The sequence below is a fragment of the Paraburkholderia sp. BR13444 genome, from assembly GCF_040948755.1.
Classification (GTDB): Bacteria; Pseudomonadota; Gammaproteobacteria; order Burkholderiales; family Burkholderiaceae; genus Paraburkholderia; species Paraburkholderia youngii.
On record NZ_JBFPKM010000003.1, the window covers coordinates 369,592 to 383,683 of the forward strand.

The following is a 14,092-nucleotide window of genomic DNA, read 5'->3' on the forward strand; positions in this document are numbered from 1 at the left end:
TTAATCGTGCTTACCACCGCCGTCTCAGCTGCGCACCCATGCGTCGCTCGCGCAAGAGTCTCTCGCGTTCGGTTGCGTCAACGAAGCGAGTCCCTGTCGGCAAGTGATTGCGCAACTCGGACACCGGCACACGCTTGAGCGTCGGAACCGGCTCCGAACTGCACCCATACCATCTGCCTATTGCGGTCCCCCGATTGACCCCGCATGTATCCAGCCAGTTCGCAACACCCGGATCACGGTGCGCAATCACGGCGCGGAAATAGCCGTCTTCGTCGACGTGCGCCTGATGCCCATTGAGGCTGCTTTGGTGATCGATATAGTCAAGCGCGTTGAACAGAGCGTCGTTCAATTGCACGTTCCAATAGCGGCGTGCCTGCGGCAGTGCGGTTTCGAGAATGAGCGCTTCGTCGTCACCGAAATCGAAAATCGCTTGCCAGTACGCCTGTTTCGCGAGGCCACCACCGAAAGCGAAAAACTCGAACTCGTTCACGTTGATCCGCGTGCGCAGTTGCTGCATGTGCGTGAGCCAGCGGCGTGACAGACGCTCCGCGTAGTCCATCAGCTCGCCGGTACGCCTCGCGATTTCCTCGTGACCCATTGGCGGTTTCGTCCGCGGAGCATCGAGACACTCGATAGCGATTCGTGCGTCACGTTCCGCTCCCCACGCATACGAGCGCTGGCGCAGCATTGCGAAGTCAGCCTCGGGGTGCAACTCGAGCCAGTTGCCGTGATAGCCGGCGGGACGCCCTGCGCTCAACAGAACTTCGAAGCTTCCGTCCTCGCCGATCTCGAGGTCGTCCAGGTCGAACTGACCTAGCGGAGGGTGGATTTTGTCGGTAGTACCCATGATGCCGCGGCCGATATCCAGCGTCAGCAAATGCACGCTGCCGCGCTCTCCAACTAGCCGATATCGCAGGTCACCTCGCAACGGTGCGACGAAATAGGTGTCGTCGGGATTCGGCTGCAGCATGAAGACCGAGTTAAGGAAAGGCAACCAGTCAGGATGAAGCGGATCGGATTGGAAGTAGATGAAGTAGGCAAGCGAGAGATTCATCTGAAACTGCCGATACAGCTCCGCGCGCGTTTGAGGATCGTGCGGTGTCTCGGTCAATTCGAGCAAGCTCTCCGCGTTAGCCAACTGGGAGAGATAGTCGCTCCAGGATTTCAGCTGAGCCATGGGTTCACCATTACCTTGCATTGCGTCGACCGTTCACGCAGTGCTTCAAATGCATCGGGTAGCGCGTCAAGCGAGACGCGGTCGGTAATCATCGCGCGCGGTTCTACAGAGCCCGCGTCGAACACGTTCGCGACATGAGTGAACTCTTGCATACTGTAGGTGACAGCAAACTGAATTCGCACTTCCTTCCATACCGCTACTGCTGGAATGAATTGATCCGGCACTGTGCAGAAGCCGAGCACTACGACGTCGCCCTGCGGCTTAACGCAATGAATCGCCTTTGCAATCAGATCCTTCTGTCCCGCGCATTCAAACACGACGTCTGGTGGGCCCTTGAGAGCATCGGCAGCCAGCGCCGCCAGATCGTGCCCCTCCTGCGGAACCACAAATTCGTCAGCCCCCATGTGTCGCGCAAGCGCTTCGCGGCGCTGCGACGAAGCGGTCGCAACAATGCGACCAGCGCCGAGGCGGCGAGCCCAGAACGTCGCGGCCAGCCCAACGGGACCCGCGCCAATCACGAGCACTTTCGCGCCCGGCGTGAGCTTCGCCAGCGCAACTCCGTGCAAGCCGACGGCCATCGGTTCGATTAGTGCGCCGTCCTCCATGCTCAGCGTCTTCGGAAGCCGGGTCGTTACGCGCTCGGCAACCACTGCATATTGAGCGAAGCCGGCGGCGGCGCCCTTGAATTGCGCGCAGAAGTTCGGCTTCCCGGAAAGACAGGTCGCGCAATGCCCGCATCCGACAAACGGCAGCGCGGTTACAGCATCGCCAATCTTCAGCTTCTCAACGCGCTTACCTACGGCGACCACCTCGCCCGCAAATTCGTGACCTAGGGTCGAATTTTCTGGAAGCGTGAAATGCGGTGCGTGTCCATCCGTCATGTGTAGATCCGATCCGCAGATACCGCAGCGGTGAATCTTCAGCACAACTTCTCCGGATGCTGGAGTGGGATCGGCAACACCCCTAACTTCTAGAGGCAAACCTACCTTCGTGAAATATGCGGCCCTCATCGCTTGAGTCTCCGTTTGGCGTCAATGTGCTGCCCGTCATCGAACATCTGAAATATACTTTACTGGGAAAGTAAATGGCGGTGTCCAGGTGTTTGTACCGAGACGGTACTGGAAGCAAACGCGCCAATGTGTTCCCCCTGAGCTTTCGCTCACGAACATAGCGTTATGCGGGATTGGCCATATGCCACCGGTGCGTCGATGGCAACGAAAGACGGGAGAGAAGGTCTGCTGAGAGCGCAGGCCGAGGATGGGTTTTGTGTGTTGCGCGCTGATTGCGAGCAGCGATGGCGATGACTTAGGGGTTTGCTGTCGAAATGGCGATCACCGAAGCTAGGTCAGCCGCGCTCGGCACCCCGACGTGCGGCCTCCGCGTCTGCAAAGACATGCAGTTCCCGCAACAAAGTCGAGAGTGCCGCTCGCCGTTCAGGCGCCATATGACTGGATGCCACCCAGTCAGTGCCGTACGCTTCCTGATGGAGGATGTTCCTCAATACTTTGCGTGCCTGTGACTTCATTCGTACGAGTGTTCCACGACCATCCGCCGGGTCCGGCATGCGCTCCACCAAGCCCATCTGTTCGAGCCTGCCGACACACTTCGTGATGCCGCCCAGCGTCATTGCCAGCGGTTTTTGAAGTTGCGTCGGAGACTGCGTGTAAGGCGGACCGGAAACCAGAAGCGCATCCAATAGCAACAGTTCGGCTGCCAGCAGGCCCTGACTCGCGGCGGCTTCCTTGAGCGCCCGGTCGATGTGAGCAGATAGTCGTAGGAGTCGTTGCCCGATCAGATAGACATTCGGGTCTTCCGCTGGCCACTCGCGCGCCCAAGCCGCAGCCTGTTCGTCCAACGCATCGCTACCCTCTGAGCACACGGGCTTCTGCAACGCCTCGCATTCGGCCAGAAATTGTGCTTCTGCCTGAGGACGTTTCGAATAGGACGCCTCGCCGTCGTCACCGAAAGCGACGTCGACCCAGCCGGCCTCGCCAAGTTCGTTCAGGTGCTCGATCACGCTCGCACGCGATATTTTCAGCTCACGCGCCAATGCGGGTGCGCTTTGAGGACCCACATTCAGCAGAGACAGGAGTTGTCGTCGGGAAGCATCCGCTAACGCGGCGAATAGCGAATCTGCGGTCTTGCGAGCAACCATGCGATTATCGATTGGTTCGGACCCCCGCTTGCCGGACAGCAAATACGCGTTGTCGAGCAAACAGGCGATCGGCATGGACCGCGACTCAGCGGTCCGTGCCAGCGCCCTACAGGTGCCGTTTCCTGTCACGCGGGTCAATTCAGCCACGCTAAGTTACCAGAAAACACGCCCTGTAAGCTCTGTGCTAATAGTCACGCTTCACGTGGCGAGGCGCACACTGGTCAGATCGACGGCTATTGTTGAACCAGGTCGTATGCCGCAAGCGCGGCGACCTCCGTCACACCACCGTCTACGGGTAGGCACGTGCCGGTAATGAATCGCGATTCATCGCTGCAGAGAAACAACGCGGCGGCCGCGACGTCCCACGCATCCCCTTCCAACGGAAGGGGCGCGATTTTTCGGCGGCGTTCGCGGGCCTTGTCATTGAGCATGCTTTCGACCATCGGCGTAAAAATATGCCCCGGAGCAATCGCGTTGGCACGAACATGATCGCGGCCGTACATCACCGCGAGTTCACGCGTAAAGCCGACCATGCCCGCTTTCGATGAGCCGTATGCGGCTGACCCGTGGCTGCGGATGCCCGCGACCGAACCGATGTTGACGATTGCCCCGCCTCCGCGCGCCACGATCTTCGGCACCGCACTTCGGCTCATCAAAAAGGCACTTTTCAGATTGACGTCGATCACGCGATCCCAGGACGCCTCGTCGACGTCCTGCAACCGCCCCGGCGCGCCCGAGATACCGACGTTGTTGACGAGAATGTCGAGGCCGCCGTACCTCTCGACGGTCTCGTCGACAATGCGCGCACAGACCGCACCGTCGGTGACATTGCCGGTCGAGACGAACGCGCTGCCGCCCGCCTCCGTGATCAGCGCGAGCGTTTCCGCCGCCCGCTCGTATTGCTGATCGACGAGACAGACGGACGCGCCCTCCGCGGCGAAAAGACAGGCAATTGCCTTGCCCGTGCCGAAACCCTGACCGAGCGATCCTGCGCCGGTCACGATCGCGATCTTGCCGTTTAAACGTTGATGAAAGACTTTCGGAGCGGGCATGCTGTAGCCGGTTGAGGTAGATCGATCGTCGTCTGGAGCGTTCGATCGAGCGGGTATTCGTTAGCGCTCAATCCCTCGCTCGCGAGGACGTCACTGATGCTTGAGCTTAGTCTCGTCAGGCCAATAATGCAACACCTAGGTGCATTATTGGCCTTCGATCAAATCGACTAGCCCACTTCGCCATGATCCACCAATGCCGCACCAAAGCGCGCCGCATACGCCGTGTTCACCGCCTCGGTCTGGAAGCGCGTTTCGTTGATCGCAAAGATGAAGAATCCGTATGCGAGATCGCGTCGATAGTCGCCCCATGCTTCGTCGAAGTCTGGTGCCTGAACCCCGTTAATCGCCAATTGGGAAAGATAGTGCTCCAGTAGCGACCGCTCCCACGAGCGCCGGTCTTCGATATCGAGCGCGCACCCTATGTGATAAGCGACCTCGAGACTCCAAGGCGCCCGGCTAACCTGAGCATCGAAAAAACCCGGCGCTCCATCAGCTTCGACGTAGAGATTTCCAAGGTGCGTATCGCCGTGGATCAGACACACCGGTTTGCCCTTGTGTTCGCGCGCAATGCGCCCGAGCGCTGCCACCATCCAGTCGCGATCGTGCAGATGCCGGCTTACCGCAGCCCCTCTCGGCAGCGATACGTAGTGCGCCCAGACATCCGGCTCGAGGTAGCGGTTCTGATATTCCAACGACCAATCCGAAAAGCGCTCCCCAACCCAATCAAGCCGCCCGCCCTTGTCGAACTCCCGGCTATTCCAAGTTTGCGCGTGATAGCGCGCCATTGCACTCAGACGCAAAGCCACCTGTTCGTAGCCCTGCGGCTGCTGAGCACGACAGAACCGAACGTTACGCTCGACCAGGTCTTCCATCACTACGACCGCCTGCCAGGCCTCAGGATCGGCGCCCGCATAAAAACATTTCGGCGCGTTCATGTTTATGAACGGCAGTACGTCCCGATAGAAGCGCATTTCGTTGCGATACATCTCCTTCATCGACGGACTATGTTCCTCGAAACCGCCCTTCACGATCATGCGCGACGGTAGTGCCATCGCATGTCCCGCGTCGTTGTACTCCAGAGCCACGCGGACCTTGGTCGACGTGCCCGGCAGTACATCCACGTGTTCGCACGAGAGCACTTCGACGCCGCTGAAGCGGAATCCCAGCGCCGAAGTAAGCCATTCCGCCGTCACTTCCCCGACAGTGACAGGCAACCTCATGTCACTTACCACACCAGATTCAGACAAGGTTCCTCCTGAATATTGCGGATGAAAGACGCGTGCGCATCGTCGCGCAGACAGCCTTTCGGTCGCAACATGGGGAAAACCACACCCCCCGGTGCGTTGCATATTTTGAATGACGTGCATATAGTTGCTTGCAAACGCAAAAATTTTTTTAGCAGGTAATCGATGACCCCACTCGAATCCCCCGCACTTCAGAGACGTCCAGCTAGCGCCGAACTCGCGCATACGCTTGCTCCGGGCGAGTACCGCACAGAGGAAAGCGTCGCGTTCAAGATGAACATGGTTCATCTTCTGCTTGGCGCAGAAATCGACCGGAAGCTCGCGGCGAGCAAACTTTCTGCAATTCAGTGGGGGATTTTGAAAGCGCTGTTCGACGAGCGTGCTCGTACACCTACCGCCCTGTGCCGAATACTTCTCGCTGACGGCAGCATCATGACCCGCAAGCTCGATTCGCTTGAAAAAAGAGGATTGGTTGAACGGATCCGCAGTACGTCCGATAGACGTTCTGTCGAGCTCGCACTGACAGAAGATGGTCGACAGCTGTTAGCCGAGACTCTGCCGCTCATCGTCGAAACAAGCAATCGCCAACTTCACGGCTTCACAGTGGATGAAGTTGAAGCCGCCCGGAATCTGCTCGATCGGATGATCGCAAACTTGAGTTGAGCGGCGAGATCCCCCGAATCGATCCACGTCGGCGCTCAGGTCGACGCGTACCCGCTACTGAAAAGGAGTTGTTCATGGAGCATACCGAAACAACCGTAAAGCAAAGCGCGGACCCGGCGCAGGATGCCAGCCTCGCACCGCTGCTGGTTCCTCACGTATACCGCGGGCGCACCGTCGCCGGAAGCGCGATCAGACACGTGTCTCGCGATCTGGGGCAAGGCTTTTGCACGCCTAAAATCGAACTAGACGATTTGGTGTGGCCACGCGCTGAATCCGGTCCTGCCTTCGATGTTCCTGTCGCGAAGATCATCGATTTTCTTGTCGAACTAGGTCCGCGTTTGCACCTCGACGTCAATCCGCTGATGCAGGCCGCGCTCGAATCGATGATCAAGGTCAGTCCGCTCGGGCGACGGATCCTCGAAAACTGCTATCGCGACATTCCCAATCTTTTCTTGCGTGAAGTGATCGAGGACGAACTGCGCGTGAGTCTCGGAGACCCGCGCCTCGTGGACGGTTGGGTGGAACGTACTCTGCGCGGGCGCCCGAGTCGTCTGCGCGCGTTTCCCCCGCGCCTCGTACATATCCTCGCAGGCAACTCGCCGATGGTCGCAGCCATGACGGTCATGCGCGCGGCGCTGACGAAGGGTGTTCACCTGCTGAAGCTGCCTTCGAACGATCTTTTCACGGCCACCGCAATCCTGCGCACCATGGCCGAAATCGACCCGGATCATCCGATTACTCAGTCGTTTTCTGCCGCGTACTGGCGCGGTGGCGACGAAAACGTCGAGTCGATTCTCTATCGTCCGCAGTACTTCGACAAAATCGTCGTGTGGGGCGGGGAAAGTGCGGTTCGGCATGTGATGCGCTATGCCGGCCCCGGGCTCGAGCTGGTCGCGTTCGATCCGAAGGTATCGATCTCGCTGATCGGCCGCGAGGCCTTTGCATCCGACGAAGTACTGCGCGAGGTCGCGCGTGCGGGCGCAGCCGATGTGCTGTCGTTCAATCAGGACGCGTGCAATGCTAGCCGGTATCAATTCGTCGAAGGCGACGAAGACGACGCCGACCGCTACTGCGCGCAACTAGCGCTCGCACTCGGCGAAGACTATCGGTACGGCGACGGCCAAGGCCCGCTCGTGCCCGCCGACATTCGCGAGGCCGTGGACGTGCTGCGTGAAATGGAACCGATCTATCGCGTGTTCGGTGGCTATGACGGCAAGGGGCTCGTCATTCGTTCTGACGAAATGGTGGATTTCCACCCCATTTGCAAGACCGTCAACGTCGTTCCTGTAACAAGCCTGCGCGATGGCGCGCGGCACGCGACGGTCGCCACGCAGACGGTGGGGATCTATCCGCCTCACCGGGTCACGGAGGTACGCGATGCGCTCGCCTGCGCTGGTGTCCAGCGCATGGTGGCGCTGGGCGAGTCGATTTCTGACGGAGTCGGCGGCTATCCCCATGACGGCATGTTCCCGATCCATCGATTCATGAAATGGGTATCGGAGGAATCCGGTCCGAATCAGCAGGGGACTCGATGATGCAAGCCCTTTCTAAGCTACTGCCACTCACGGACGTCGCCGACCCTTTCCGGAATGCGCCCGAAAACCTCCACGCGATGCAGCTTCAGGCCGTGGGCGAGCGCTTCGCACAGCGACGGCAGCAGATCCGTATTCTCGACAAGCGGGCCAGCGAGGCTGGCGTTACCGAAGTGAAGAACATCAGCGATGCCGTGCCATTGCTCTTTGCCGACGCCGTATATAAAAGCTATCCGGATGCGTTCATCGAGCAGGGTAAATGGCGCCATCTCACTGCGTGGCTGCAAACGCTCACGACACGCAAGATCGACGGACTCCAATATGACGCGATTCGCGACCTCGATGACTGGATCAACGAGTTGCGCCGCAACGGACACTACGTGATGAGTTCGAGCGGGACGTCGGGCAAGCAGTCCTTCATATACCAAAGCGAGGCCGACCGTGAACTTGGATGGCGGCTGCTCGCCCAGGGTATTCGGTGGGCCGCGAGCGGTATGCGCGATCCGTCGCGGCGTTATCCGGTGTTTCTGTTGACGCCTTCTTCAGGCTCTTATACGGGCACGGAACGGATGGCGAAGTTCGCTGAATCGATTGCGGTGCCCGGCGACCTCCACTACATGTCCGATGTACCGCAGAGTGCCGCGCACACGACGCGCATGGCACGCATGCGACGCGCGATCGCGGACGGTACCGCGCTGCCAAGTGAAATCGAGGCGTTCCAGAACGAGAGCCGGGAACGTAGCGAGCGCGTACAAGCCGATTTCCGGCTTTTCATCGATCAATTGCTCGACCGGCGTCGTGAGCCGATGTTCATCATGGGCATGCTGGGCATGCTGTACCAGATCGTGGCCACCGGCCGCGAACGCGGCATCGCCGACGGCGACTTTCATCCCGATACGGTCATCAGTATCGGAGGCGGCAAAAAAGGCGCGAACTTGCCCGAGGATTTCCAGCAGCAGTGCGAACGCTTCTTCAATTTCAACTCGGCCAATTTCAACGACGGCTACGGAATGGGCGAAGTGTCAGGCTTTTGCCCGTGGTTCCATGAAGCGAAGGCGTGGGCCGTACCGCCGTGGCTGGTCCCGCTGGTGCTCGACTCCAAAGGCGAAGAACTTCTCAATCCGCCCGATGGAAAAGGCGTTGTCGAAGGTCGGCTCGCGATGATCGACTTGCTGGCGGATGGTCGCTGGGGTGGAGTCATCAGCGGCGACAAGGTCACTGTCGAGTTTGGTCATGGCATCGACGGCGTGCGCACACCCATCATTCGCGACGTCGTTCGCTACAAGGATCTGCCCGGCGGCGACGACAAGCTGTCTTGCGCCGGAACCATCGACGCCTATGTCCGCGGAGAGGTCGCAGACATGACTGAGGCTCGCACCGCCGGATGATTTTATCTCCCCAGAAATCTACAGAATCTACTCAACGATGACACGACAAACGACAAATCCGGCCGTGTGGTTTATCACCGGTGTTTCGTCCGGCTTCGGCCGCTCCCTGGCCGAGGCAGTCCTCGCTCGCGGCGACAAAGTGGTCGGCACTGTACGCAATGAAACGCAAATCGCCTCCTTTGAAAATCTTGCGCCCGGCCGCGCGCACGGCCTGCTCCTCGACGTCACCGACGCGGCGGCGGTACCAGGCGCCGTTGGGCAGGCGCTCGAGCGCACTGGCGCTATCGACATACTCGTCAACAATGCCGGCTATGGCCTGTTTGGCGCACTCGAAGAGGTTTCCGACGCGCAGGCGCGGCAACTATTCGATACCAACGTCTTTGGCACGGTCAATGTGATACGAGCGGTGCTGCCCCACTTTCGCGCACGTAAGCGCGGCCATATCGTGAATTTCTCGTCGGTCGCCGGCGTGATCGGCATCGCTGGCTGCAGTTTCTATTGCGCGTCGAAGCACGCGGTCGAAGGGCTTTCAGAATCGTTGGCTCAGGAACTCCACCCGTTTGGCATTGGCGTGACCCTCGTCGAGCCGGGCGGTTTCCGCACGAACTTCGCGGGTGGATCGCTGAAGTGGAGCGAGAACGAATTGCCCGACTACTCGGAGACAGTGGGGCAAATGCGCCGATATATGAGCAGCTACCACGGCACCCAGGCGGGCGATCCCGCGAAGGCCGCCGAGGCCATCGTCCGCGCGGTGTCGGCAGACGCGCCGCCGCTGCGTCTGCCGCTCGGTCCCGACGCCGTCGACGTCGTCCGCAAAAAGCTCGCATCGGTACAGGACAACCTCGAAACATGGCTTGAAGTCTCGAGTTCCACCAATTTCGATCAATAAAATCGCAGCAATTTCCTGCAGAGGAGACAACATGTCCGCTCTGGACCCGTTCTACGCAATGCTTCGTGGCGACAGCGACCCTTTCCGCAATCACCCCGAGAATCTCCGTGAGCTTCAGCTCGCAGCCATGAAAGAGCGCTTCGCCGAGCGCCGCGAGCAGATCAAGCTGCTGCGCCGCAGAGCGGACGATGTCGGCATCGCAGACGTCAACCGTCACGCAGACATGGTGCCGCTGCTGTTCGCGCATCAAATCTACAAGAGCTACCCTGAGCAGTTCATCGACAACGGCCGCTGGAAGCATCTGTCCGTCTGGCTGCAGACACTATCGAGCAAACGCGTTGGTGACGTCGAGGTCAACGGCGTGGATAACGTCGACGCGTGGATGGATCGATTGCGCGACGCAGGTCATCACGTGTTCAGCTCGAGCGGCACGTCCGGCAAGTGCAGCTTCGTCAGCCAGACGCGAGCCGACCTCGACAATGTCACCGAGTCCTGCGTGAAGCTGGGCGTGTACGGCAACGCATTGATCCAAAGAGACTTCGGCAAACGCCCGGTATTCCTGATGATGCCGCCGGGCGGGGCGCATCGGCATATTGAGCCGGTACTGAACGCAGCAAAGCGACTCGGCGCCGAAAGCACCTTGATGTTCGACGACCCGGTGCTCGCATCTTCAACGATCTCGATGGGCCGCATGCGTCGTGCAATGGCCGATGGCTCCGCCAAGCCCAGTGAAGTCGCGGCATTCCAGGAGCAGGCGGTGGCACGCCAGCGACACACAGGCGCGATGATCGACCGGTTTCTCGACAAGCTTACGGCGCGCCGGGAAGTGCCCGTGCTCGTGCAGGGCAACTGGTCGTTGCACTGGACTCTCGTGGAGCGCGCCCGCCAGCGCGGGATAGCGGATGGAATCTGCCACCCCGACACGGTGATCACGGCCGGAGGCGGATTGAAAGGCACCGCCGCGCCCGCCGACTACCGCGAGCAGGTCATCCGCTTTTACGGTATCCGGCCGGAGAACGTTCAGAACAGCTATGGCATGACCGAGATGATCGGCACCGGTCCGTGGTCGGACGTTGCGCAGGGCTACGCTATCTGCCCGTGGATCGTTCCGTTCGTTCTCGACAAATCGGGTGAGCACCTGCTGAATCCTTCCGATGGTCAGGGTGTCGTCGAAGGGCGGTTCGCATTCTTCGATCTGCTGGCCGAAGGATACTGGGGCGGTTTCATTACCGGCGACAAGGTCACCGTCGACTTTTCGCCGACCGGCAACACCGACGGACTGCGGGGACCGCTAGTCAGGCAGGTCGGCCGGTATGCGGATCTCGAAGAAGGCGAAGACAAACTTTCGTGCGCAGGTACGATGGAGTCGTATGTACGCGGCATGATCAACGTTTGAGCCTCGCGCACTGACCTTGGAACCGAGGGGCGCCGTCAGTGGCGCCCCCCGGGACACGTGAGTATACTGGCGGCCTGTATCCGTCATAAAACACTCACCGATGTTCAAACCTATGGCAGTTCTTGCTCCGGACGGAGCTTCGCGGCTCGCTGCCGCGGGCAAACAGCGAACGGCCGGCCGGCCCACCCACGACGATGCGCTCCAGATGCGCGAGAGCCTCCTCGATGCCGCCAAATCGGTCTTCATGAGAGAAGGTTTCGGCGCCGCCAGAGTCGAAGAAATCGCGTCGATCGCGGGCGTCAGCAAGACGACGATTTACCGTCAGTTCGGAACCAAGGAAGAGTTGTTTCGCGCCATCGTCTGGCGCGGAATGGCTGATTTGCGCGGCAAGATTTCACAGCATGTCGAGCCGGGCCGCGATTTTTCGACGAACCTGGCAGCCCTCATCGACGCGCTCGTCGAGCACATGGCGACACCGGACAGCATGCACACTTCCCGACTGGTGATCGGCGAAGCGATGCGCTTCCCGGACATCGCGAAACAATTTCTGCAATACACAGCTACGATGCTGGCGCCCCTCGCCAGCGCGCTCGAATCCGCCGCGGCCAGCGGAGTGATCGAGATCGACGACCCTGCGAACTCGGCGCGCGATCTGCTGACGTTGGTCACCGGCGCGCCCGAAGTCCACCTTGCGATACAAACCACGCGTGCAGAACGCAAACGCCGGGCCGAACGCATTCATCGGTTCGTGTTGACGGCGTGGAAATATCGAGCGACTCTGGATAAGGTTCGGGGCAGATCAATGCCGTAACGTGGGGCGCTACATTCTCTAGTCCCGCGAAGGACTAGTTGTCAAACGCCCCCATCACCTGGAACTGCCCCGACGCCTGGGCAATGCACTTTGCATTCGCCCAGATTTGACAGTCCGAGAAAATCACTCGCCTTCCCGAACGCAAAACGTCGACACGAGCTTCGACCCAATCGCCGGGCTCAGCGTTGCCCATGAAGTTGACGGTCAAGCTCGTCGTCAACACCTTCACCGCCGGCTCACGCGAATGCTTGCTCGCCCATGTAATGGCCGTATCAGCGAGCATGCAAACCGCGCCGCCGTGCATCATCTGACCGAGGTTGCGATGCGCCTCGCGGACATACATCCCAATCACGTGTCCGCGCTCGGTCTTACGAAAGTATGTTGGTCCGAACATCTGATGGAAGGGCCCAAACGCCGGCATCAACGCAAATCCCTCTGGAATGGGCCCTTCGTCATCTGCTTGCCCGCAGAAGACGGCCAGTGCGTCTGTTTGCTCCAATGCAATTCTCCTCTTCGACGCCGGATGTAACACGGCGGCAGATTTTCTTTCTTCCTCAATCAAAGATAGCGTATCATTATCCGCACGAAAGTCAATTATATGAACGAACATGGATATCGGATCGCTCTTTACGCCCCTCACCGTACGGGGCGTCACGCTTGCCAACCGTATCGTCATGTCACCCATGACCCGGGGCTTTTCACCCAATGGACTGCCTGGCAGTGACGTCGCGTCCTACTACAAGCGCCGTGCGCAGGGCGAGACAGGTCTCATCATCACGGAAGGCGTTGGTGTCGATCATCCGGCAGCACTTGGCGAAGCGGGATTAGGCGAAAATTCGATCCCGGTGCTGGTCGACGACGAATCCGTTACCGCCTGGCGCCGCGTGACGGACGAAGTGCATGCAAGTGGCGGCATCATCTTTCCTCAGTTGTGGCACATGGGTCCGATGAAGGAAGCGAATACGGGCCCCTTCCCGGCTGCGGCACCGCTGCGCCCCTCCGGATTGTGGGGACCGGCGGGACGAACGACATCGCTGAACGCAGGCTACATGGAGCGGGTCATGACGCCAACTCGCCCGATGACCGACACCGAGATCGCGGACGTCATTGCGGCCTATGGTCGAAGCGCCCGCTATGCGAAGGCCGCGGGCTTCGATGGAATCGCGATTCACGGAGGTCACGGCTATCTGATCGACGCGTTTCTGTGGGCCGAAACCAATCAGCGCACGGATCAATGGGGCAAAGATCTGGCAGCGCGCAGCCGCTTCGCCACCGAAGTCGTTCGCGCGATCCGCGAAGCGATCGGCGCCACGATGCCGATCACGTTCCGCTTCTCCCAGTGGAAACAGCAGGATTTCCGCGCGCGTCTCGCCAACGATCCGCACGAGCTTGAAAAGATCCTCGCGCCGCTCGCGGACGCGGGCGTCGACATCTTCGAGGCGAGCACCCGGTACTTCAATCGGGCGGAATTCCCGGGCTCAGAAATGAATCTCGCTGGTTGGGTGAAGAAGGTAACCGGCAGGCTTTCGATGGCCGTTGGTGGAATCGGCATTAACAAGGGGTACTACGATTCGATGGCCGGGGACGAGACCTCCGCGCAGCCCGATCTCACCCCTCTGCTCGATCGCTTTTCGCGCGGCGAATTCGATCTTGTTGGCGTAGGACGCTCGCTTCTGCATGATCCAAACTGGGCGCGGCGCGCGCGGCTTGGCGAGCCGTTCCTCGGATTCAGCAACGAGTCGCTCGCACGACTAACTTAAAGTGCATTGTTCGCACTGCCCTCAT

Annotated in this window: 14 protein-coding genes; 7 read left to right on the top strand and 7 right to left on the bottom strand. The window is 59.9% G+C overall.

The features are described from left to right. Positions 1 to 10 precede the first annotated feature (10 nt). From AB3X95_RS10675 to AB3X95_RS10695, 5 genes are all read right to left on the bottom strand, one after another. Positions 11 to 1,177 carry a DUF1214 domain-containing protein gene (locus AB3X95_RS10675; protein WP_368621290.1) on the bottom strand — a complete coding sequence of 389 codons (1,167 nt, stop codon included), beginning with the start codon at positions 1,175 to 1,177 and terminating at the stop codon, positions 11 to 13. After that, the gene (locus AB3X95_RS10680) at positions 1,165 to 2,103 is read right to left on the bottom strand and encodes an alcohol dehydrogenase catalytic domain-containing protein (RefSeq protein ID WP_368621291.1); all 939 of its coding nucleotides are present in this window, start codon (positions 2,101 to 2,103) and stop codon (positions 1,165 to 1,167) included. The genes AB3X95_RS10675 and AB3X95_RS10680 overlap by 13 nt, the downstream gene beginning before the upstream one ends. A gap of 419 nt (positions 2,104 to 2,522) precedes the next feature. Continuing rightward, complete coding sequence (locus AB3X95_RS10685; RefSeq protein WP_368621292.1) at positions 2,523 to 3,407, bottom strand: MarR family transcriptional regulator; 885 nt, start codon at positions 3,405 to 3,407, stop codon at positions 2,523 to 2,525. Positions 3,408 to 3,565: 158 nt separating this feature from the next. Beyond that, on the bottom strand, positions 3,566 to 4,384 hold the full coding sequence (locus AB3X95_RS10690) for an SDR family NAD(P)-dependent oxidoreductase (protein WP_368597098.1): 819 nt from the start codon (positions 4,382 to 4,384) through the stop codon (positions 3,566 to 3,568). A gap of 167 nt (positions 4,385 to 4,551) precedes the next feature. Beyond that, complete coding sequence (locus AB3X95_RS10695) at positions 4,552 to 5,631, bottom strand: hypothetical protein (RefSeq protein ID WP_368621293.1); 1,080 nt, start codon at positions 5,629 to 5,631, stop codon at positions 4,552 to 4,554. A 162-nt stretch (positions 5,632 to 5,793) separates the two neighbouring features. On the opposite strand from AB3X95_RS10695, the gene AB3X95_RS10700 reads away from it, so the two are divergent. Beyond that, a complete protein-coding gene (locus AB3X95_RS10700; protein ID WP_368621294.1) occupies positions 5,794 to 6,291 on the top strand; it encodes a MarR family winged helix-turn-helix transcriptional regulator in 498 nt (165 codons plus the stop codon). A 74-nt stretch (positions 6,292 to 6,365) separates the two neighbouring features. Further along, on the top strand, positions 6,366 to 7,826 hold the full coding sequence (locus tag AB3X95_RS10705) for an acyl-CoA reductase (protein WP_368621295.1): 1,461 nt from the start codon (positions 6,366 to 6,368) through the stop codon (positions 7,824 to 7,826). 17 nt (positions 7,827 to 7,843) lie between these two features. Here the strand turns inward: AB3X95_RS10705 and AB3X95_RS10710 are convergent, their stop codons facing one another. Beyond that, on the bottom strand, positions 7,844 to 8,092 hold the full coding sequence (locus AB3X95_RS10710; RefSeq protein ID WP_368621296.1) for a hypothetical protein: 249 nt from the start codon (positions 8,090 to 8,092) through the stop codon (positions 7,844 to 7,846). A gap of 225 nt (positions 8,093 to 8,317) precedes the next feature. Here AB3X95_RS10710 and AB3X95_RS10715 point away from each other — a divergent pair, with 225 nt between their 5' ends. The 4 genes from AB3X95_RS10715 (at position 8,318) to AB3X95_RS10730 (ending at position 12,307) form a co-directional block, all read left to right on the top strand. Beyond that, entirely contained in the window at positions 8,318 to 9,211 is an 894-nt protein-coding gene (locus tag AB3X95_RS10715; RefSeq protein WP_368621297.1) for a hypothetical protein, read from the top strand. A 37-nt stretch (positions 9,212 to 9,248) separates the two neighbouring features. Then, positions 9,249 to 10,100, top strand: coding sequence for an oxidoreductase (locus AB3X95_RS10720; protein WP_368621298.1), 852 nt, complete (start codon positions 9,249 to 9,251; stop codon positions 10,098 to 10,100). 31 nt (positions 10,101 to 10,131) lie between these two features. Beyond that, a complete protein-coding gene (locus tag AB3X95_RS10725; RefSeq protein WP_368621299.1) occupies positions 10,132 to 11,496 on the top strand; it encodes a hypothetical protein in 1,365 nt (454 codons plus the stop codon). 112 nt (positions 11,497 to 11,608) lie between these two features. Continuing rightward, complete coding sequence (locus AB3X95_RS10730; RefSeq protein ID WP_254905900.1) at positions 11,609 to 12,307, top strand: TetR/AcrR family transcriptional regulator; 699 nt, start codon at positions 11,609 to 11,611, stop codon at positions 12,305 to 12,307. Positions 12,308 to 12,341: 34 nt separating this feature from the next. Here the strand turns inward: AB3X95_RS10730 and AB3X95_RS10735 are convergent, their stop codons facing one another. Then, positions 12,342 to 12,806 (bottom strand): PaaI family thioesterase, encoded by a 465-nt coding sequence (locus tag AB3X95_RS10735; protein WP_176365520.1) that lies wholly within the window; start codon positions 12,804 to 12,806, stop codon positions 12,342 to 12,344. Positions 12,807 to 12,915: 109 nt separating this feature from the next. Between AB3X95_RS10735 and AB3X95_RS10740 the strand changes: the two genes are divergently transcribed. Continuing rightward, entirely contained in the window at positions 12,916 to 14,067 is a 1,152-nt protein-coding gene (locus tag AB3X95_RS10740) for an NADH:flavin oxidoreductase (protein ID WP_368621300.1), read from the top strand. Positions 14,068 to 14,092: the final 25 nt, after the last annotated feature.